Consider the following 20,775-nt stretch of genomic DNA (forward strand, 5'->3'; position numbering starts at 1 on the left):
CGGGAATATACTGTATCATGTCACGTAAATTAACCACAATTATTGTAGCGGCGGGTTCACGCGCGATCGGCAATATCAGCCATAACTCCCGTAAACCCGATTCTAGTGGGAACTTTTACCCTCGAAAATCTCCCAAAGCCTTCAATGCAAATTGTGGCAAAGCCAACATCCTGCGCCACCGCCAAGGTTCTTGATAAAGCCGATACAGCCATTCTAAATGATTGTCGCAAAACCAAGCCGGCGCGCGGGTTTTTGTTCCCGCCCAAATATCGAAACTGCCGCCAACTCCCACCCAAATTGACTGAGGACAAAGGTGTCGGTGTTCGGCAATCCAAAACTCTTGGCGCGGCACTCCCAAGCCGACAAAAATCAGTTTGGGCTGCATTTTTTTGAGGCTTTCACGGAAGTCTTTCTCTTCATCTGCGGAAAGATAACCGTGTTGAGAAGCAATCGACAATCCGTTAACCTTTTGCTGCCAAGTTTGGGCCGCAGCAGCCGCTACTCCGGGGGAACCTCCAAAGAAAAATAGTGGTTCCGAATCAGGCAATTTTCCGGCTTGTTGCAGCAGCGATTCTGCTAATTCAATCCCCGGATAGCGCTGTGCCGGTTTGCCACGCAGCCGCAAGTACAGCACCACTCCCGAACCGTCGGGAATCACCAGTTCCGCTTTGCGGATTACATCTGCTAAAGCCTGATTTTGCTCGGCTTGCATCGCCATTTCAGCATTCAGCGTCACGACGTGACTTCCTAACCCTTGATGCAGGCGCTGCATCAGCCAACCTGCATAATCATCTAATATGTGAACTGGTAGTCCCAGCACTGAAAATTGCGGCTGCGATCGATCCATATTTTTTTCTTTGAGATTCCTACACACCTAGTTATTTAAATTAGCTGAGATTGGCGATCGATGCTAGACCACTTTTGGACGCAAAAAACCCGGTTTGTGCCACAAAGATTCTGTTAAGTCATCATTCCGTGGCCCAGAAACCGGGTTTTTTGTACGCGGCGCGCCAGTTCATTAGAGTTAGGCTGCAAAGTGCGATCGAGCATTAGTGTTCGATTTTTTTGACAGAGCCGTCTGCGTACCATTCCATCGGTACTAGCTCAATTTTACCATTAATTTTGACTGTAGAGTAGACAATTTTTACGAAAGGAACGCTGTTGTTATTGTTGTTGCGGCTAGACATGGCAATTACCTTGTTGTATTTGCAAAACTTGAGAAATAATCTAAACTCTGATATATTTAAAAGTCTATTCACCGCAATTCGGCTCGCATCAGGAACAACAAGGAAAACGAAATGGCGATCGCAACAACTCAGCGGCAAACCAGGTTAGATTATTACTACCAGCAAATCAAAACCGTCATCCTCAAGCGCCAGAACCCAATTACCGGTTTGCTGCCGGCGAGTACCGCCGTTAACGCCCACGGCGACTACACTGATGCCTGGGTGCGCGACAACGTGTACAGCATTCTCGCAGTTTGGGGTTTGGGTTTAGCTTACCGCAAAGTTGATGGCGATCAGGGCCGGACATTTGAACTCGAACACAGCACAGTCAAACTGATGCGCGGATTGCTGTTTGCGATGATGCAGCAATCGAGCAAAGTAGAACATTTTAAAAATACTCAGTCGCCCCTAGATGCCCTGCACGCTAAATACAATACTCAAACTGGAAGTATTGTTGTCGGTGATGACGAGTGGGGCCATTTACAGTTAGACGCTACATCTATATTTTTATTAATTCTTGCTCAAATGACGGCTTCCGGGCTGCACGTAATTTTTACAATTGATGAAGTCAATTTCGTGCAAAATTTAGTTTACTACATCGGTAGAGCGTACCGCACGCCCGATTACGGAATTTGGGAAAGAGGCCATAAAATCAATCGCGGCAATGCAGAATTGAACGCCAGTTCAGTTGGCATGGCAAAAGCAGCGCTGGAAGCAATAAATGGGTTGGATTTGTTTGGAATTAAAGGCTCTCAAGCATCTGTTATTCACGTTTTGCCAGACGAAATTGCCCGAAGTCGTATAACTTTGGAATCGCTTTTGCCTCGCGAATCTAGTTCAAAAGAAGTAGATGCGGCTTTATTGAGCGTGATTAGTTTTCCGGCTTTTGCTGTGGAAGACCGAGAATTAATAGAACGGACTCGAAATAAGATTATTGACAAATTGCAAGGAAATTACGGCTGCAAGCGGTTTCTGCGGGACGGACACCAAACAGTTTTGGAAGATGCCGATCGCCTGCACTACGAACCCACAGAATTAAGGCAGTTCGAGCACATTGAATGCGAGTGGCCGCTATTTTTCACTTATTTGCTCTTGGACGGCATATTTCAGGGAAATCAAGCCCAAGTGCAAGAGTACCAACAGCGTTTGGAATCTCTAGCAGTCGATCGATCGGGTTTGCCGCTGCTACCCGAATTGTATTACGTGCCCGCCGAAAATATAGAAGCAGAAAAGCTAAATCCCAGCAGCCAGCAGCGCTTACCGAATGAAAATATTCCCCTAGTTTGGGCGCAAAGTTTGTATTTTCTCGGTCAATTGCTGAACGAAGGATTAATCGCAGTTGGCGACATCGACCCGCTGGGAAGGCACCTTTCAGTCGGCCAGCACAGAGAACCTTTAGTGCAAATTGCACTGTTAGCTGAAGACGAAGATTTGCAAGCAGAATTAGCTGCTAACGGCATTGCGGCGCAAACCCCAAAACAGGTCGAGCCTATTCAAGTCCGCCAGACTAAAGAATTATCAGCTATTTACACGCAAATTGGACGTAACGACCCATTAGGCTTAACTGGCCGCCCCGTGCGGCGTCTGCGGAGTTTAACAACTTCTCGGGTGTTCAAAATTCGCGAAGAGGCGATCGTATTTCTCCCCTCATTTTTGAACAGACAAGAGTTTTACTTAACTTTAGATTACCATTTTTTAGTAGCTCAAATCAAGAGCGAAATAGCTCACATTCACCGCCACTGGTATCAGTTGGGACGCCCTACGGTAACGCTGATGCTGACTCACACTATGCTGGAAACTGGCCGGGAGGCGTTGTTAGAATTAATGAAGGAATTCCGGGATGGACACTGTAATAACACGCCAGTTAAACTCGGAAATCTTAAGCAGTTAATGCTGACTGCTGGCACCGAAAGAATTGATTTCATGCACGACTTTGAATTTACCGAATCTCCGGTGACAGGTGCAGTAGAAACGCGCTTATATCTAACTTACAATCCTGAAAAAACTTGGCCTTTGGGTCACACGCAAGAATTTAAATTAGAGTGCGAAACTAATACTCAATTCTTGCTAACTAGCCTACGAGATTCAGAAAATTTGTACGAACAAATTGAGTTGTTGCACACCTTAGTTAGACTCAAAGGATTAAATTTTGATACAGGATTTGGAGGTGCGGAAGCCACTGTACAAGTTGTGGATTTGCTCAACGAAGTTTATACAAAAGCTGGAGAAAGTTCGCAATCAAAAATTCAATGGGCCGTCATCCGCCATGCCGCAGGTTTGCTGGACAAAGTTGATATCAGCTTGTCTGATGCGGTGACAGACATTTTGGTGCGACAAAAGCAGATTGCTGTGGGTAAAGCCTACAGCGAAGATTCAGTGATTTCGCGCCCCGGTTCCTACACCGAAGTGATGGACAAAATTCGCCAATTCTGCGGAGAAGATATTCGCGATCGAGTTCTAACTCAAGAAGTTCTCATCTACCTCGGCCTGTTAATTAAAGCCGAACCGCATTTATTTAAAGGTTTGCTGACACTGAGAGTTAGCTACTTTATTCTGCTGTTAACAAGCGAGTTGGCGCGCGAATTGGGAGTTACGCAAAATGAAGCTTACGAACATTTAATGCAGCTAAGTCCCTTTGAAATCAAAAATCGCCTGCGCCAAGTGTTGACAGAATACGAGGAAATGAATCAAATCCTTAAACAGCAAGAATCCCTGCGCGTCAAACAGGCGGAAAAAGATATTGAATGGGTAGTAGCGCCTGTTTCCGAAGAACCCCAAATGCCTGCGGGAGGATGGCGGCGGAAGCGGCAGATGGAAGGTACTGTCAATCGCGTACCCAAGGATTTTTATCCGAGTGTTTGGGGACTCCTGCGGCACTGCAAAGGCTTGATAATTGGCGACAAATTAGAACGGCGCAATCGCTTAGATAGCCATATCATTTTATCGGAAATGACCCCAGGCGAAAAGAATTTTGCGCTACAAATCGAGCATTTACTGAATAAAATTGTCGCCCCGGAATACCGACAAGTCAATATTGAGGCGTTGATGGAGTTGGCGGCGATCGCCCAGCGCAACCCCGAATTGCAAGTAGAAGAATATATCGTTTTAGATGTATTAGTGGGTCACGCAGTGCGTCTGAATTGGCAAGGAAAATACCCGGAAAGATCCGATAAATACGACGAAGATAAAGCGGCGGCTTGGCAAGCTTTTTACAACACTTCGCCTTACGTTTGCGCGAGTCATGTACTCGATGCTTTCCGATTCTTGACGAAGTTTGGATAGACAGAAATCAAGCAAGCGTGTCACAATCAAATCGAATTGTAGGGTGCGTCAGATGAATTTTTCTAACAATTATCGAGGTTTTCAGGTCTGACGCACCTTACTAACTGTGCCAGTTGCGTAAGTCGTGATAGATTGAGTGCGGCTGGTTAGTAAAAGTGTGGATCAACCTTTGTGTAGTACAGACTTCAGTTTTTTCTTTGCCAACTCATCAGCAAAGTATTATAACTATTTAACTGGACATGGTATGACAGGTTTGCAGCAGCGCCCAAACGCAACTGCAAACCCCAAACTACAAAACTCCTTTAGAACTCGGAATCCGAGTAGCGCGCCGCGGGTCGATTTCCACCGCCATCCGCATTGCCCGCGCAAATGCTTTAAATGCCGCTTCCACAATGTGATGAGAATTTCCCCCCTGCAACTGTCGAATATGCAGCGTCATTTGAGTGTGGTTCACCACCGCCGAAAAAAACTCTCTCACTAATTCAGTATCGTAAGTGCCGATCCGCTGGTTGGGAATTTCCAAGCTGTAACTTAAGTGAGGCCGTCCCGAAAAATCTAGCACTACTTCAATTAAAGCTTCATCCAAAGGTGCGATGAAATGCCCGAAGCGAGAAATGCCCGATCGATCCCCGACAGCTTTTGCCAGGGCTTGGCCTAAGGTAATTCCCACATCTTCGTTCGTGTGGTGGTCGTCAATCTCCAAATCCCCGATCGCCTGCACGTCCAAATCGATCAATCCGTGAGAAGCAATCTGGTGCAACATATGGTCTAAAAACGGAATGCCCGTAGACGCCTTGCAAGTTCCCACACCGTCGAGATTCAGGCTGACAGTAACATCCGTTTCTAGTGTCGTGCGTTTCACCAAGGCTGCCCGGGCGATCGCGTTAACTGAACTCGGAGGAGGAAGAGAAGGGCGATCGATTATCTCCATAATTCGCAATGGGTCATTCATTAGTTATTGATAATTAGTAATTGAACCTTACAGGTTGATAAGTGTTGAGTCTCAAGTTTTTAGTTAAGAGAATTATGCAAAACTCAAAACTCTCGAAAGGGGAGGCTTTTGCATAAAACTTACTTGTTAAAGTTAAAGTTTATTGTCTAAACCCACCCCTACATAACTCACAATTATCGACTACGGTTACATTCCCATGATTTCGTAACCGGCATCGACATACAAAACTTGACCCGTAATCCCGCTAGCGAGATTGCTGCACAGAAAAGCCGCAGCATTTCCCACTTCCTGCTGAGTCACCGTCCGCCGCAGCGGCGCCACTTCCTCAACGTGGTGGATCATGTCCAGAATACCGCCAACTGCTGACGAAGCCAGAGTCCGAATCGGGCCAGAAGAAATCGCATTTACCCGAATATTTAACGGGCCCAGTTCAGCAGCTAGATAGCGAACATTCATTTCCAAAGCCGCCTTAGCAATTCCCATCACATTATAATTAGGAACTACCCGGACGCCGCCCAAATAAGTCAGGGTCACAATACTGCCGCCCTCGGCCATCAGGGGTTTAGCAGCAGCACAAAGCCGCACCAGCGAGTAAGCGCTAATATCCAAAGCATTGGAGAAACCTTGGCGCGAGGTGTTGGTGAAATCTCCCGAAAGTTCGTCCTTGCCGGCAAAAGCCAGACAGTGGATCAGGACATCTAACTTGCCCCACTTGTCGGCGATGGTTTGAAAAGTAGACTCAATTTCGCTCTCGTCTTGGACATTGCATGGCAAATACAGACTGGGATTGAGCGGTTCCACCAGTTCAGCGACTTTGCGCTCGTGCTTGCCTTTCTCGTCCTTCAAATAAGTTATGCCGAGGTTGGCCCCAGCTTTGTGGAGCTGCTGAGCGATGCCCCAGGCGATCGAGCGATTGTTGGCAATGCCCGTAACAAGAGCATTTTTTCCGGTCAAATCTATCATCTGTAGTTTATCTAAAAGCAACTTGCACCGTTCTCATTGGCTATATCTGACAACCCCGCCAGTTTAGACACAACTGATTCAGCTTTAACTGATTCAGACACAATTGAGACACAATTGAGACACAATTGATATTAATTTTGCTGTGGAGCTACATGGGGGCGGAATTGAAAAAGTTAAGAGAAGGGCTAGATTTAATCATACAGTGCGTGTTTACCTTAACATTAGATGGAAGTAACAGAATCCTTGGATATTGGAGGTTGGGCAGTATATTTACTCAATAAGGTTAATTGACAAGTTATAAAGTATTGATTAGTACAAAGGATCTAGTCGTGACGCATGATAGACCGCTAGCAGCCGTGTTCCGCCAAATCAGCGGCGGGGCGTTTCCACCCATTGTGGAAACCTTTGAACGGGGCAAGACAATTTTTTTCCCTGGAGACCCGGCTGAGCGCGTCTACGTTCTCATTAGAGGTGCTGTGAAGCTCTCCAGGGTGTACGAAGCAGGGGAAGAAATTACAGTCGCCCTCCTGCGCGAAAATAGCGTATTTGGGGTGCTGTCTCTGATTACGGGACACCGATCGGACAGGTTTTACCACGCGGTAGCCTTTACGCCGGTAGAGTTGATCTCGCTGCCGATCGAACAAGTCGAGAAAGCGCTCAAGGAAGACCCGGAACTGTCGATGGTGATGCTGCGGGGGCTGTCGTCTCGGATTTTGCAAACCGAGATGATGATCGAAACGCTGGCGCACCGAGATATGGGTTCGAGACTCGTCAGCTTTTTGCTGATTCTGTGCCGGGATTTTGGCGTACCCGGTACAGAGGGAATTACGATAGATTTGAAGCTGTCCCACCAGGCGATCGCCGAAGCGATCGGCTCGACGCGGGTAACTGTAACTCGTTTGCTGGGGGATCTCAGACAAGAAACAATGATCTCGATCCACAAGAAAAAGATCACAGTCCACAACCCGGTGGCTTTAAGCCAGCAATTCACTTGATGCCGAGAAGAAAGTATAGGATTTTGGATTTTGGATTTTAGATTCAATCCAAAATCCAAAATCCAAAATTTAAAATCGGAATGACTGCTGGATACATCCTGGTATTTGTAATTTTAGTGTTGGGGGGTGTGATCGCCACTGTCAGCGATCGCCTTGGGACGAAAGTCGGCAAGGCAAGATTGAGCTTGTTCAAACTTCGCCCCCGCGATACTGCTGTTGTTGTGACAGTTATGGCTGGCAGCATCTTGTCCGCACTGACTCTGGGCATTTTGTTTGCGACTAGCAAGCCACTGCGAACGGGAGTTTTTAGAATAGACGAAATTCAAAAAAGGCTCAACAACGCCCGCCGAGAAATCAACCAGGCCACTCAAGAAAAAAATCGAGTTGAAACTGAATTAAGTCAAGCCAGAGCCGCTCAAGCGCAAGCTAGAGCCAATTTAGAGCAAATTAATCAATCCCTCCAAACCGCTAATGCCGAGCAAGCTCGGACGCAAACAAAATTAAACTCGCTGCGGGCCCAGCTCAACAGCGTGCAAGCAGCCAAGTCTAAAACTGAACAGCAGTTAAGTCAGGTAGAAGCGGCTAAATCTAAGACAGAAGAACAGCTCAGCAGCGTGGAAGCAGCTAAATCCCGCACCGAAGAACAATTGAAACTGGTTGAAACGGCCCGATCGACTACAAAAGCTCAGCTCGATCGCACCGAGAACCAATTGAAAACGGTTTCCGCTCAAAAAACGACTTTAGGATCGGAAATCGCCCAACTGCAAGAGGAACGCCAACAGTTAATCGAGCAGGTAAAAACTCAAATTGCCCAGCGAGACGCAGAAATTGCCAAGCGAGAGGCAGAAATTGCCCAGCGGGACAAGGAAATTGTCGCTCGCAACGAACTAATTGCCCAGCGAGACAAGGAAATTGCTCAGCGGGTGCAAAATCTCGCCGATCGCGATCGAACTATTGTCGAGCGCGACAAAGTAATTGCCGAGAGGGAAGCACTCCTAGAAACCTTGGCACAGCAACAATCTCAACTCGAACAGCAACAAACTTTATTGCAGCAGCAAGTGCAAGTTTTGGAACGCGATTTTCAGGCAATCCGCGAGGGTACAGTTGCCATCAGGCGCGGTCAAATTTTAGCTGCTGGCGTCGTTCGCATTGTCGAACCCGGTATGGCAAGTCGCGCGATCGATCGACTCTTGCAAGAAGCAAATAAAACCACCGTCGGACTGATGCAGCCGGAAAATAAGAAGGTTAGAGACCAGATTATTCAAATTACTAAAGCAGAAATCGATCAACTAATTAGTCAGATTAAAGACGGTCAAGACTACGTGGTGCGAATTGTCGCCGGCGCTAATTACCTGCGGGAAGAAAAGGTAATTAAGGTATTTGCAGAAGCAGAAATCAATCGAGTTGTGTTCCGCGCTGGAGATGTGATTGCAGGGGTTGCTGTCGATCCGGTGACTTTGACCGACGAACAGGTGCGACAGCAGTTGCTGCAATTGATAGAAGCTTGTCAATTTCGCGCTCGCCTGATCGGTGTTGTCGGCGGTAGAGTTCAAGTGGCCGACAGTCAGATTGAAACTTTAGCTGGTTTTATCGAGCGATTGCAGCAGTACGAGAAACCGCTGGACGTTCAGGCGATCGCCGCAGATGTCACTTACATCGCCGGCCCGCTTAAAATAGATTTAGTTGCTCTTGAAAAGGGAGTCGTTGTTTTCCGCACGGGACAACAAAAACAAGGCCCAGGAGATTTGAAGATTAAAAATTAAATTTGGTCATGGGTAATGGGTATTTGGTAACTGACTATGATTTTAGGTTTCGATCCGGGTAAAGACAAGTGCGGCATCGCTGTAATGGGTATAGATAAGAACGTCTGCTACCATCAAGTTGTGCTGTCGGAAGCAGCGATATCTACTATTCAATCTCTGTGCGAACAGTTTTCTATTGAGTTATTGGTGATGGGAGATCAAACAACTTCTAAGAGTTGGAAACACAAACTGACGCAAAGTTTGTCGCCTGCGCTCAAAATTGTTCAGGTTGATGAGAGATACAGCAGTTTAGAAGCGAGGGAACGCTACTGGCAAATGTACCCTCCGACAGGAGTTCAGCGCTTAATTCCGAAGGGGATGCGAACGCCACCGAGACCAGTGGACGATATTGTGGCGATCGTCCTAATTCAGAGGTATTTAAACAAAAGTTAGTCAATTTTATAAGCGTTACCACTGATGAGCTTTGATAATTAAGGAATCAATATGTTTGGGCGGCTCTTGAATTTTTCACTTAAATAAAATACACCCTGAATTTAGTGAATTTATCATTAAATAACAGTTAGTGTTACTTGATGACAGCTTCCGTCAAAATTACCTTACCATTCTGGCGGACTTGTAGGCGTTCCGGGTTAATCGAATAGATAATATTGCCGTTAGTCGCTTCATAAGTTCCGTCGTCACCTGTCGTTACTTGCATGACATTGATTTGGGTGCCATTTATTTTGCTGAGGCCGCGGTAAAAAATATCGCCTTCCTGGGTTTTGCAAATGTATATAGAAAAGTTGGGCGTTGCGAAAAATTGCACCATTTCGGCCCTCGGACATCCCTCAACTTGAGCAATTTGCAGCGGTTGATTATTGCCCAAAGTGTTGGGTGCGATCGCCGGGACTTTGGCAATCGGTTGATTTAGTGCTGTTGCTTTTGCTGAGGCTGTCAAAAAGCCGTGAAGCGAAGCTATCCCGAAGGGAATCGCACTAATCCCCACCATAACTAGAACTACTCCTTTAATGCCCTTAACTCTATCTTTATAAAACATCTTGTCACTCCTGGTTTTAACTATATAATTACATCTTAAGCGATCTTTGCTGGATATTAATAATATTTAATATCAGAGGTGAGGTGGGTGCACCAACAACCTAAACCCTCGGTTTAAGTAAGGTGCGAACTGCGCGCCCTACACCAGTGAAAATACATAAGTATGTCAATGCGCTCGAAGGAAAGCAATCTCTTGCATTGATGACAATTGTACGATCGTATGACTTGTGCAGGCTGATCTAAGAAACCCTGTTCCTTCAGGCATTTCTCATTACTCAAGCTGTTATTTTCGTAGAAACCGGCTTTCTAGCCCCCCATCTCGAACTGACTCAGTTACACGGTAATGTTTATTTGCGCTTACCCATTTATTAAATAATAAAAAGGGAAAGAAAAGATACATTTTCCTTCCCATCCCCCCTTTTTTAAGGCACAATTCCTGACTGCGAACCTTGTAATTAATTAACTGCTGCCAATTGTTTGCCTTTGATTTCCACAGGCGCCGTTAATGCCTCTTCCAAATCCGCACAGCCGAGTTTTTCCTCCAAAATAGCCATCACTTCGCGGCCGAAATCATTGGAATTCCGCTGCCAAGCTTCTAAACAAATTTGTCCGAAAAACGAACCCAAAGGCTCGGGATTCCACAGCAATTTGCGCGCTGTCCAAGGCATCAAACTCATCGGATCGTAACCCGGTTGCAGAATCTCCTGTTTAAAGGCGTATTCTTCCAAAATTGTGTGCGGCTGCAACCCGATAAAGAAAATCGCGGGTTCCACTTTATCGGCTCCGAAAATTCGCTCTAATTCTCGGTGATAAGCAATAGTTTGCCGGATAGTTTCAAAGGTTTCGTCAATGACGTTAAACGAGTAATTAACGGAAACCAGATCATTGTAACCTGCTGCTTTTAAATCGCGACAATTTTCCAAAACTACTCGCAAGTTGTAGCCCATCCGCATTTTCCTAACCAGTTCCTGGGAACCGCTGGTGATGCCGATCTCAAAGTAATTCATCCCCGTTTTTACCATCAAATCACACAACTCTGGTGTGAGATTATCCGCACGGATGTAAGCAGCCCAGTGGATGTCAGTCATGCCGGCGGCGATGATTTTTTGCAATAATTCAACTGCATCGTCGATGAATTTGCGTGCCGGGATAAATTGAGCGTCGGTAAACCAGAAATTGCGGATACCTCGATCGTACAATTGCCGAATCTCCGCTACCACCTCATCCGCTGGATTGATCCGCACTTGTTTCCCTTCAATCACCGTATAAATGCAGTAACAGCAATTATGAGGACAGCCGCGCTTGGTTTGGACTCCGACGTAGAAGTCCATATCCTGTAGATAATAGGAAAATTCCGGCCAAATGGTTTCGATGTAGTTATAATCGCAAGCAGTTTTCTCGATGTTGGCTGGCTTTTCGTGAATTAGCCTCGCCCGCGGCACGGTTTCTCCCACCACATAACACCTTTCCTCGGCCAAATCTTCGCCCTTAATCAACTTCTCCAGCAAAGCTTCGCCTTCCCCCACCGAAACCACAGTTCCCGCCGGCAAACTGCGTCCCAACTGCTCGTAAAACACGCTCACAGCACCGCCACCGACCACTGCACGAGCTTCGGGGCGGTATTTCCGGGCCCGCTTCAATCCGCGCTTAATCAGTCCCAAATTGCGCCAGAGTTCGGTGTAGTAAGACGCGGCTAAACGCAGTCCTCCGAGTGCTCCCCGGAACTTGATTAGCAGATTTTTGGCGTAGTAAAACTCGAAGGCATTTTGCAGCGGATTGCCGCCTCTACCGCCCACGGGCGCGTAAATTTGAATGTCCCGCCAAGAGAAAACCAGCAGAGTCGGCTTAAACTCGTCTATGCTGGCATCCAAAGCTTTAGCGAAATCCAGGGGTGGCACCGCACCTAAATCGAAAATGCGCTGTTCGACATCGGGAAACAGCTTGTGTACGTGATCCGAAAGATACACAACTCCGATCGGGAAAATAGGATTGCAAGGGAGGCGAACGTACAGGACTCGGTTTTCTCGGCTTTCCATGATTGCCATATCCTAAAGTGGAACTTTTTCAGCTATGTTAATATTCTTTTAATATAACTTTACAATCTATCTAATTTTCGCAATTTGACATTAAATATTCTTAAATTTTTCTATTGGGCTTAAGGCCGAGCTTGTTGGTGTCGATCGGCGAGAGCAGCAGAAAAAAGCTAATTTTTAAGTAAATACAGCGTATTTTGACAGAAAATCCCAGCGGGGAGTTAAAAACCAGATATTTATCCGGTTAAATTTAAATTTAGGTACGATCGGTCTCTCATGTATTGGGGAGTTGGTAGTCGGCTTTACAGTAGCCGGGATCGCCTAGTGTTAGCCTGAGAAGATAACTAAAACTTTTAGGCAAGGCTCCCTCAGCAGTTATGGCTCAAATTCTTGACCCCGTACCCTCAGACATTGACAGCAAGATTCTGTGCTGCTACGTCAACGCCACCAGTCAAATTCAGATTGCTCGCATCGCCAACATTCCTAACTGGTACTTTGAACGAGTAGTGTTTCCCGGACAGCGCTTAGTGTTTGAAGCAATACGGGCCGCAGCATTGGAAATTCACACCGGGATGATGGCTAGTGCAATTTTGTCGGATAAAATTCCTTGCGATCGCTTGCAGATTAACGAAGGCCCCTATTCAAACGTCAATCCTAGCAGATCCCCAGAGGCAGTTCAGAGCGATCGAGCAGTAATGGCCGGCCGCCCCAAATCCCGAGAACTCTCAGAACCTTTGACTGTACCGGCACTAACCGCCGTCGATTAATCGAAGTTGTGAGTTTTGAGTTATACATTGTCAGTTAATTGATAACTCTGCGCTCAAAATTCCAACTTCTGCAAAGTGGTAAAAACTCAGCACTTAAGAATCAAAGTTTCTGAAATGAATTTTATATCAAAACTCACAACTGCAAATATTGTCCGGTTTTTCGTATTTCCCTGAGTTTTGTTGGCGGGATCGACAACTGTGCAAAAATATCCTTAAACAGCTTGTCGAATTTCAGCCATGTCAGCACAACCGATCGCATTTCCCCCATCTTCGGCCCCAGTATTTAAGCCGGCGGTATTCCGGCTTTCTCCCCTGATTAGAATCACGTTGTTGAGCTTGTACGCAGCCCTGACAATTCCATTGCCGTTTTTGTCGGAAGTAACGAAAGCACCGGTGCCCCCGGCCGCACTCTGGGCGGCAATAGTTGTCGGGGCTGTGGGCCTGTACGGCGTGCTCAGTGAAAGGGTAATTTTGAGCGAGGAAGGGATTGAAGTCACATATCCCAACTGGTTTCCGCGTTTTTTTCGCAAGGGTTGGTCGCTACCTTGGAGTGAGGTGAAAGCTCTCAAACCTCGATCGACAGGTCAAGGAGGTTTAGTTTACTATTTTTTGAGTCATTCGGGTGAAGGTTATTTGCTGCCAATGCGAGTGGCTGGGTTTGGTAAATTAGTCGGTTTGGTGGAAGCAAAAACAGGTATTGATACTAGAGATGTCCGCCCTTTGTCGCAGCCTTGGATGTATCTTATTTTGCTCTTCTGTACGCTGCTGCTGCTGTTGGTGGATGCGTGGACGATTGTCACGGCGATCGGGCTTAAAGGTAATCTGTAATATTATGTCCGGTACAATAACTGTTATAAAGTTGGTACTGAGGAATTTAGTCCTCATAAAACTTGCTCGGACTGAAGTCCTGAATAAGCGGTACTGCATTTAGTTTTTATCTTTGGGGCGGGCTAAGCTGTCGCGCATTTAAATTGCACGTTAGAGGCGGGCGGGACGCCCAACCCCTACTCCCCACAAAAGTTTGATTGTTTTTTGACGTACAATTTAAAGGCAGAACAGCTTAGAAGCAACTGCCCACAAGATTGTCCATCAAAATAAGTATATAGATTAAACGCGCGATTACTTACAAACCTCTTTGATTGTGATAGTTTATGTGGCTAAGATTAGCTAAAAAACATTTAGCTAGTTTGCATTTTTAAAACTCTTAAAATTTTTGTGGGGAGTAGGGGTTGGGCATCTTGCCCGCCCCAAATATGCAGGTTAAATGTGGAACATCTTATTATCCAACACGCGCAAAAAAGAAAAACCCGGTTTCTTTAAGAAGCCGGGTTTTTGCGTATTCTATTGTTTATTTAAGCTACTTAACTCCAGCCGATCGCCGACTGTTAGGTGATTCGTAGTAAACTCCAGAACCTGTATCCGAGACAAAATGACAATCCCAGTAAGAGCGAATAAAACTCTTCCAAATTGGCTCGGTTGACTTGCGATAATAATCGCCCAACACTGGCTTGATGGCTTCCGTTGCTTCCTTCAAGTGATAGTGCGGCATAGTCGAGAAAATGTGGTGCGCTACGTGGGTGCCGATATCGTGATGGATGGAATTAATGATTCCGTAGTCGCGATCGATCGTAGACAATGCACCTTTCAAGAAAGACCAATCTTTACCGCGATACCAAGGAATGTCGGCTTCTGTGTGGTGCAGGAATGTTACCAAATCCAGCCACATCACGAACACTACATAGGGAACCAAGTAGAACTTGAGTAAAAACAGCCAACCAAACTGATAGGTTAGCGCTCCTAAAAAGCCTACCATCAGTACCAAGGATGCGGAACTCGTCAACACATCCCATTTTTCGGAGGGACGGAAAATCGGGCTACCGGGCATGAAGTGAGAACCTGCCCGATCGGGCGATCGGCGAAATAGATAAATTGGGTAGGCAAATAACATCAAATAAAAGCGTCCCAGCTTTTCGTACCAAGGCATTTGATTATATTTGCTCTCTGACACCGGATACCAGCTTTCATCGTTATCTAAGCTGCCTGTATTTGCGTGGTGGGTTCTGTGGCTGATCCGCCAACCGTGGAAGGGCACCAGAATTGGAGCGTGGGAGAGGTGTCCTATCAGGTTGTTGAGCCATTTGCTCTTAGAAAATGAACCGTGTCCGCAGTCGTGGCCGACTACAAACAATGCCCAAAACATGGTTCCCTGCATCAACCAAAAGATTGGGTAAAAGAGCCAGGAATCGACGGTGTAGGCGATCGCATACAAACCTGCGATGATGCCAATATCTAAAAAGAAATAAGCCAGAGATTTCCATGCCGAGGGTTCAAAACAGTGGGCTGGAATGGCTGCCTTGATATCTTGAAGAGTAAAAGGTAACTCTGTTGTACGAGAGGACGAGTCTTGATTGCTCGGGGGATTGAGAACAGTATTTGATTGCACGAAGTTTCCGATTTAAGCTGACTTGAGAAACCGCATTCCGCCTTGTAACAGTCAATCGATTTTAGATTTTAGATTTTAGATTTTAGATTCACTCCACAGATGAATCTGGGGGCTTAACTAAGATCTAAATTTTTTGGCTCTCCCCAACATGAGTCGGGGAGTTGTATCCCTATGCAGGTGAGGTCACTGTCAACCTGCAAGGAGCCATATTTTTTAGTCTGCAAGGGTTTCTAAAGTTCTTTAGTTCGCATGAACAGCCCGTCCGCGATTCTCAAGCAAGTTGGCTTGTGGAATACTTGTCTGGGAAAAATTAGTGCGATCGACCCTGTTATCTGAAAAAATCTCATGTGCCCGTTGTTGGTGCGAAATGCGATTTCAATCTGAGAGTGGACATCTGGAGGAAGTACCTCCAGTCTGCAGGTAGCATACAGCGTTTCGAGCAGGAATTGTGAACGAGAGTGTAGGGAAAAACCATCCATTTTAGATTGGCGATTTTAGATTCAAGCACAAATCTCAAATCTCAAATCTCCAATCTCCAAGCCGAGGGTTGGGTTTCACACAAGTTCTACCCAAGCGACTGTTCACTACAGTTCACAAATTCTGCAAGAATTGCTAAAGCTAAGCTAATGTAACATTTCTACACACATTCTGGCAATGACTTACCAGAAAAACTTGAAAATCCATAAATTGCGGAAAGTTACGGGCGATCGCTTTCTCGCTTTGTGATTTTCTAGGTTGCAGCTTTTTCTAATATGAGCTTAGACCGTTTTACCACTTCTGGAACGTCGATCGGATAATCACCGGTGAAACACGCCGAACAAAAACTCATCGGGTCTTCGTTAGTCGCCCTCAGCATTCCATCCCAACTCAAGAAAGCCAAAGAATCAACCCCTATTTGGGCGCCGATTTCTGCGACTGACTTAGTAGCAGCAATCAACTGATCTTGATTGTCGGTGTCGATCCCGTAGAAACAAGGATGAGTCACCGGCGGTGAGGAAATTCTCATGTGAACTGCGGTTGCGCCCGCATCGCGCAAGGCTTTGACGATTTTGCGACTGGTAGTGCCGCGCACGATCGAATCGTCGATAATAATTACCCGCTTTCCTTCCAACACATCTTTGAGAGGGTTGAGTTTCATGCGGATTCCTGACTCGCGCATTGTCTGAGTCGGTTGAATAAAAGTGCGCCCGACGTAGCGGTTTTTAATCAATCCTTCGGCGTAAGGAATGCCGGAAGCTTGAGAAAAGCCGATCGCGGCGGGGATTCCAGAATCGGGAACGCCGATGACTATATCAGCATCAGCCGGAGATTCTGCTGCCAACAAACGCCCGATCCGCAGGCGGTAACTGTACAAACTTTCACCTTCCATTTGGCTGTCCGGGCGAGCAAAATAGATCATTTCAAAGATGCAAAGTTTGCGTTTCTGCTGCTGGCTCCAGTGGAAGGAAGCCATACCTTCTTCTGTAATCCAAACTAATTCCCCGGGTTCTACGTCCCGCAAAAATTCAGCACCGATTATATCCAAGCCGCAAGTTTCCGATGCTAAAACGTATCGTACCGGAGTTGTGGGGAGAGTGCCAATTACCAATGGTCGGACGCCCTGCGGGTCCCGGACTCCCATCACGCCTTGGGGGGTGGCGATCGTCAAACTAAAGGCTCCTTGGCACATAGCAAAGGCACTGATCGCTGCTTCCAGCCAGTCTTTGCCCTTGTCTACCTCGGAGCCGATCGCCACCGCGATCGCCTCTGAATCCGTCGTGCTCACAAAGTCGCAGTTGCGAGACATCAACTCTTCCCGCAATTCTTTTGTATTGACAAGATTCCCGTTATGTGCTAACGCGAGACTTCCCAAACGGGTTTGGACGACAACAGGTTGAGCGTTGACAACCCGCGACGAGCCGGTAGTAGAGTAGCGAGTGTGGCCTACGGCTAAGTTACCGGGCAAGTGACCTAAACTCGATTCGTTAAAGACTTGGGAAACCAGTCCCATATCTTTGTGCAGGTGGACTTTTTCACCTTCAAAAGTGGCAATTCCTGCTGATTCCTGACCGCGGTGCTGCAAAGCATACAAACCGAAGTAGGTCAACTTGGCGACATCTTCACCCGGTGCGTAGATACCGAAAACGCCACAAGCTTCCTCGGGCTTGTCGGGTTTGCTAGAATGCTCGTCAGCCGCGAAGGAATGGTTGGGAATCATAGATGGATGGGTTCCTAATGGGGAAGGTGGGTTAGGGGGACAATTTCAGCGGGAAATCTGGTTTGCGAAAGCGTCGCATAACTTAACATTCCCTTAATCTTGCCACGGATCTGTCATTATTTCCAAGTCGTGTAGCATTTCAGACAGAAGCGATGCGGCGTTTAATGGCATTGTAGTATCGATCGCCCCCAGATCATATATTAACGTTGATTAAGGGCGGGCGAGGGATTTGTCGAGGGATTCGGCGATTGTCAAACGAAGTCGGCGCAACGCGAGACTGAAGAGATCGGCGATTGTGCAATGGAAAACAAATTAGAAACTTGCTTGAGGGGCTTTTTCAAATATGAGGATTTAAGGGCGATCGATCTTGACTTTTTCAGGGAATTGACCTAGTATATCATCATGGGAATCTGTGCCGCCATATAAAGTCATTTTGGGCGCGATCGAGTATTAAGTAATGTCCACAGGAGTGAACCGTGGGATGGAGATTTCGCAGCCTGAAAAATTTTCCTACTCTACAAAGTCAATCAGCTTCATCTCCTGACCAAACTTCCTCTAAATCTCTCGCTGCGTGCAGAATTCTCACTACCTCCATATAGTTATCAAAAGACAGATAGAAAATCAGATAATTCTCAAAACCCCTAACTGACAATCTTCGCAAACCCTCCAACCGTGGATTTTGAACCGGATACAGGCGACCCATTCCCGACATTTGAGCCAATTTCGCAAATGTCTGACGTGCTGCATCAAAAAAACGCAATGCAGCATCAAGATTATTTTGAGCAATATAAGCAAAATTTTCGTCTAAATCTTGACTTGCTCTTGGTGTAATGACAATCCGTTTAGTCATTGCTGCTGTCGGTCAAGTTCCTGTACCAAATGAGCGCGTTTTTGCTCCCACCAATCCTCGGTAATCTCTATAGAATTGCCACTATCCAAACCAGCCAACAATAACGACTCAACCCGCGCGGCTCTTGCTTGTTCTTGGCGAATTAGGTGCAAGATGTATTCCGCTGCATTACTGTAGCCTCCGATTGCCACTTGTTCGTTAATAAAATTTTGAATTGAATCGGGAAGAGGAAGATTGAGGGCCATATTTTTTATCCTTCCTGATGTGTGACCTTGGATATTTAAATTATTATAAATCAGGTTCGATCAATTTCCGTTTTTGTAGGGTGCGTCGCTGTGAGATTTTTGATGAAATTTGCAGATTTGAGATGGCGACGCACCTGACTGACTCTCGCGGTGCGTCGCTGCGAGATTGTCGATTTGATTTGTAGATTGTTCAAGGCGACGCACCCTACCACTACTACGCGGAAACTAGGACGAGGAAGAAACCGAAGCTACCGCAACGCGAAAACCGAGGTGCCTGCTGCGATGGACCGCCCAATTCCTGCCACGATAGGCACTACGGCAATAGACCGTATTGCAGTTCCAGGCACCAGCACGCAGCACTCGGTTATTATCTGTTCCAGTTTCCCAAGAACTTCCATCAGTCGGTGCGCCGTTATAATTACCATGCCATTTATCGCTGCACCATTCCCAAACATTCCCGTGCATATCATACAAACCAAACGGATTCGGCGGAAAACTCCCCACATCCGTTGTTTGTTTGCGGTAAAATCCCTTCGGCGCAGCACCGTAGGGATAATTGCCATCATAATTAACTAAATCCGGGGTAATCGTGTCACCAAAATAGAAAGGCGTTGTAGTTCCGGCGCGAGAAGCATATTCCCATTCGGCTTCCGAAGGTAAGCGATAAATCTTGCCGGTTTTTTGAGAAATTTTCTGGCAGAATTCCAGAGCATTATTCCAGCTTACTTGTTCTACAGGACGTTTCAAACCTTTGATATCAGAAGGGTTATTCCCCATCACTACTTCCCACTGTTCTTGAGTAATGGGATATTTACCCATAAAAAAAGGAGAGATATTAACAGTACGCTGCGGCCCTTCATTGTTACTTCGCCCTGCTTCTGTACTGGGGGAACCCATCACGAAACGGCCGCCAGGAATTGCTACCATGTCTAAGATTGCACCGCTACCTAAATTTTCACTAATAAATTGTGCTTGACGGCGTGGACGGCTAGTTATATTACCCCGCACATCAACTGTCACCACTTCAAAGTCAAACCTTTGTAAAGTCGGCGCCGGAGTTGGTGTCGGTGCGGGAGTTTGTCTTGACTGACGTTGAAAATCTCTTAAAACTTCCTCGGCTGATTGATAGCGCTGCTGAATATCTTTTGCCAACAACTTAGATAAAATCACTTCCAATCCCTTTTCTATGGGGCTTTTCAAATGTTGCTGCCAATTGGCTGTCCAACTATAACCTTGATCCACCCACAAATCAAAAGGATATAGCCCTGTCAGTAGATGAAAAGCAGTCGCCCCCAAGCTAAACAAATCGCTGGCTGGATAAGCTTCACCCCCTTTCATTTGTTCAATGGGTACATAACCATCCGAACCAATTCGCGTTCCCAGTCTCGACATCACTGTTCCCGACAACTGTTTGGAAACTCCGAAATCAATCAACATTAACAAACCGTCGCAGCGACGGCGCATAATATTCTCAGGCTTGATATCTCGGTGAATAATTTTTTGTTCGTGAATAAACTTGAGAACAGGTAGAAGTTCGAGTAATAGTTGCTTAACTTGGCTTTCTTGCCAAAGTCCCTGCTTTTGCAAAAGGTTTAACAAATTATCACCATCGACAAACTGCTGTACGAGATACAAATATTTGTTGTCTTCAAAGTAGGCATCAAGGGAGGGAATTTGGGGATGTTGTCCTAGCTGTTGCAGTTGTCTGGCTTCTTGCTGAAATAATTCTCCCGCTTTGCTAATCGCCCAAGTCCCCTGGACATTTGGTGCTAATTGTTTAACGACACAGCGTTGATTTAGTTTATCAATATCTTCTGCTAAATAAGTTCTGCCGAAGCCACCTTTACCGAGGAATTTGATCATGCGGAAACGATTTCGCAGGATGGGTATGAGTTCAAGACCACAACTGATGCAATATGTTTGCCCATCAGAATTTTCAGGATTGGGGCAGTCGGGATTGATACAGCAAATCATTTATTTTAGGAATGATATTGTTTATATTGTATAGTGTCTAAGAACCCCGA

General features: G+C 46.2%; 17 protein-coding genes. 6 read left to right on the plus strand and 11 right to left on the minus strand.

Going from position 1 to position 20,775, the window contains the following annotated elements; genetic code table 11:
• Positions 1-115 precede the first annotated feature (115 nt).
• Both QUA70_RS08040 and QUA70_RS08045 read right to left on the minus strand, forming a co-directional pair.
• Positions 116-847 carry a WecB/TagA/CpsF family glycosyltransferase gene (locus QUA70_RS08040; RefSeq protein ID WP_333348740.1) on the minus strand — a complete coding sequence of 244 codons (732 nt, stop codon included), beginning with the start codon at positions 845-847 and terminating at the stop codon, positions 116-118.
• 202 nt (positions 848-1,049) lie between these two features.
• A complete protein-coding gene (locus QUA70_RS08045; protein WP_333242846.1) occupies positions 1,050-1,187 on the minus strand; it encodes a hypothetical protein in 138 nt (45 codons plus the stop codon).
• Positions 1,188-1,298: 111 nt separating this feature from the next.
• On the opposite strand from QUA70_RS08045, the gene QUA70_RS08050 reads away from it, so the two are divergent.
• Complete coding sequence (locus tag QUA70_RS08050) at positions 1,299-4,508, plus strand: glycoside hydrolase family 15 protein (RefSeq protein WP_333348742.1); 3,210 nt, start codon at positions 1,299-1,301, stop codon at positions 4,506-4,508.
• Between the two features lie 289 nt (positions 4,509-4,797).
• Here the strand turns inward: QUA70_RS08050 and hisB are convergent, their stop codons facing one another.
• Entirely contained in the window at positions 4,798-5,439 is a 642-nt protein-coding gene (gene hisB / locus QUA70_RS08055) for an imidazoleglycerol-phosphate dehydratase HisB (protein ID WP_445251650.1), read from the minus strand.
• A gap of 207 nt (positions 5,440-5,646) precedes the next feature.
• Positions 5,647-6,423, minus strand: coding sequence for an enoyl-ACP reductase FabI (gene fabI, locus QUA70_RS08060; protein ID WP_006634022.1), 777 nt, complete (start codon positions 6,421-6,423; stop codon positions 5,647-5,649).
• A 329-nt stretch (positions 6,424-6,752) separates the two neighbouring features.
• Here fabI and ntcA point away from each other — a divergent pair, with 329 nt between their 5' ends.
• From ntcA to QUA70_RS08075, 3 genes are all read left to right on the plus strand, one after another.
• Positions 6,753-7,418 (plus strand): global nitrogen regulator NtcA, encoded by a 666-nt coding sequence (ntcA, locus tag QUA70_RS08065; protein ID WP_006634020.1) that lies wholly within the window; start codon positions 6,753-6,755, stop codon positions 7,416-7,418.
• Positions 7,419-7,498: 80 nt separating this feature from the next.
• On the plus strand, positions 7,499-9,181 hold the full coding sequence (locus QUA70_RS08070; RefSeq protein WP_333348746.1) for a DUF3084 domain-containing protein: 1,683 nt from the start codon (positions 7,499-7,501) through the stop codon (positions 9,179-9,181).
• Between the two features lie 36 nt (positions 9,182-9,217).
• Entirely contained in the window at positions 9,218-9,613 is a 396-nt protein-coding gene (locus QUA70_RS08075; RefSeq protein WP_333331615.1) for a pre-16S rRNA-processing nuclease YqgF, read from the plus strand.
• Between the two features lie 133 nt (positions 9,614-9,746).
• On the opposite strand, the gene QUA70_RS08080 is transcribed toward QUA70_RS08075, so the two are convergent.
• Positions 9,747-10,217, minus strand: a complete 471-nt coding sequence (locus tag QUA70_RS08080; RefSeq protein ID WP_333348748.1) for a hypothetical protein — start codon at positions 10,215-10,217, stop codon at positions 9,747-9,749.
• A gap of 454 nt (positions 10,218-10,671) precedes the next feature.
• On the minus strand, positions 10,672-12,252 hold the full coding sequence (locus QUA70_RS08085) for a photosystem II high light acclimation radical SAM protein (RefSeq protein WP_333348750.1): 1,581 nt from the start codon (positions 12,250-12,252) through the stop codon (positions 10,672-10,674).
• Between the two features lie 374 nt (positions 12,253-12,626).
• Between QUA70_RS08085 and QUA70_RS08090 the strand changes: the two genes are divergently transcribed.
• Both QUA70_RS08090 and QUA70_RS08095 read left to right on the plus strand, forming a co-directional pair.
• The gene (locus tag QUA70_RS08090) at positions 12,627-13,016 is read left to right on the plus strand and encodes a DUF1830 domain-containing protein (RefSeq protein WP_333331624.1); all 390 of its coding nucleotides are present in this window, start codon (positions 12,627-12,629) and stop codon (positions 13,014-13,016) included.
• Positions 13,017-13,253: 237 nt separating this feature from the next.
• Entirely contained in the window at positions 13,254-13,844 is a 591-nt protein-coding gene (locus QUA70_RS08095; RefSeq protein ID WP_333348752.1) for a hypothetical protein, read from the plus strand.
• 529 nt (positions 13,845-14,373) lie between these two features.
• On the opposite strand, the gene QUA70_RS08100 is transcribed toward QUA70_RS08095, so the two are convergent.
• From QUA70_RS08100 to QUA70_RS08120, 5 genes are all read right to left on the minus strand, one after another.
• Positions 14,374-15,459, minus strand: a complete 1,086-nt coding sequence (locus QUA70_RS08100; protein ID WP_333331629.1) for a DUF3474 domain-containing protein — start codon at positions 15,457-15,459, stop codon at positions 14,374-14,376.
• A gap of 730 nt (positions 15,460-16,189) precedes the next feature.
• Positions 16,190-17,656 (minus strand): amidophosphoribosyltransferase, encoded by a 1,467-nt coding sequence (gene purF / locus QUA70_RS08105; RefSeq protein ID WP_333348754.1) that lies wholly within the window; start codon positions 17,654-17,656, stop codon positions 16,190-16,192.
• Positions 17,657-18,179: 523 nt separating this feature from the next.
• Positions 18,180-18,506 (minus strand): type II toxin-antitoxin system RelE/ParE family toxin, encoded by a 327-nt coding sequence (locus QUA70_RS08110; RefSeq protein ID WP_333331635.1) that lies wholly within the window; start codon positions 18,504-18,506, stop codon positions 18,180-18,182.
• Entirely contained in the window at positions 18,503-18,751 is a 249-nt protein-coding gene (locus QUA70_RS08115; RefSeq protein ID WP_333331638.1) for a type II toxin-antitoxin system ParD family antitoxin, read from the minus strand. Before QUA70_RS08115 ends, QUA70_RS08110 begins: the two co-directional genes overlap by 4 nt.
• Before the next feature lie 225 nt (positions 18,752-18,976).
• Entirely contained in the window at positions 18,977-20,725 is a 1,749-nt protein-coding gene (locus QUA70_RS08120) for a bifunctional serine/threonine-protein kinase/formylglycine-generating enzyme family protein (RefSeq protein ID WP_333348756.1), read from the minus strand.
• Positions 20,726-20,775 lie beyond the last annotated feature (50 nt).

Origin of the sequence: Microcoleus sp. LAD1_D5 (assembly GCF_036702115.1) — a bacterium.
Classification (GTDB): Bacteria; Cyanobacteriota; Cyanobacteriia; order Cyanobacteriales; family Microcoleaceae; genus Microcoleus.

Coding starts and splice junctions, on each gene's coding strand:
- QUA70_RS08085 (WP_333348750.1), bottom strand. CDS start 12,252: ATGGAAAGCCGAGAAAACCGAGTCCTGTACGTTCGCCTCCCTTGCAAT.
- QUA70_RS08095 (WP_333348752.1), top strand. CDS start 13,254: ATGTCAGCACAACCGATCGCATTTCCCCCATCTTCGGCCCCAGTATTT.
- QUA70_RS08110 (WP_333331635.1), bottom strand. CDS start 18,506: ATGACTAAACGGATTGTCATTACACCAAGAGCAAGTCAAGATTTAGAC.
- QUA70_RS08120 (WP_333348756.1), bottom strand. CDS start 20,725: ATGATTTGCTGTATCAATCCCGACTGCCCCAATCCTGAAAATTCTGAT.
- hisB (WP_445251650.1), bottom strand. CDS start 5,439: ATGGAGATAATCGATCGCCCTTCTCTTCCTCCTCCGAGTTCAGTTAAC.
- QUA70_RS08050 (WP_333348742.1), top strand. CDS start 1,299: ATGGCGATCGCAACAACTCAGCGGCAAACCAGGTTAGATTATTACTAC.
- fabI (WP_006634022.1), bottom strand. CDS start 6,423: ATGATAGATTTGACCGGAAAAAATGCTCTTGTTACGGGCATTGCCAAC.
- QUA70_RS08115 (WP_333331638.1), bottom strand. CDS start 18,751: ATGGCCCTCAATCTTCCTCTTCCCGATTCAATTCAAAATTTTATTAAC.
- QUA70_RS08045 (WP_333242846.1), bottom strand. CDS start 1,187: ATGTCTAGCCGCAACAACAATAACAACAGCGTTCCTTTCGTAAAAATT.
- QUA70_RS08040 (WP_333348740.1), bottom strand. CDS start 847: ATGGATCGATCGCAGCCGCAATTTTCAGTGCTGGGACTACCAGTTCAC.
- QUA70_RS08080 (WP_333348748.1), bottom strand. CDS start 10,217: ATGTTTTATAAAGATAGAGTTAAGGGCATTAAAGGAGTAGTTCTAGTT.
- purF (WP_333348754.1), bottom strand. CDS start 17,656: ATGATTCCCAACCATTCCTTCGCGGCTGACGAGCATTCTAGCAAACCC.
- QUA70_RS08075 (WP_333331615.1), top strand. CDS start 9,218: ATGATTTTAGGTTTCGATCCGGGTAAAGACAAGTGCGGCATCGCTGTA.
- QUA70_RS08090 (WP_333331624.1), top strand. CDS start 12,627: ATGGCTCAAATTCTTGACCCCGTACCCTCAGACATTGACAGCAAGATT.
- QUA70_RS08070 (WP_333348746.1), top strand. CDS start 7,499: ATGACTGCTGGATACATCCTGGTATTTGTAATTTTAGTGTTGGGGGGT.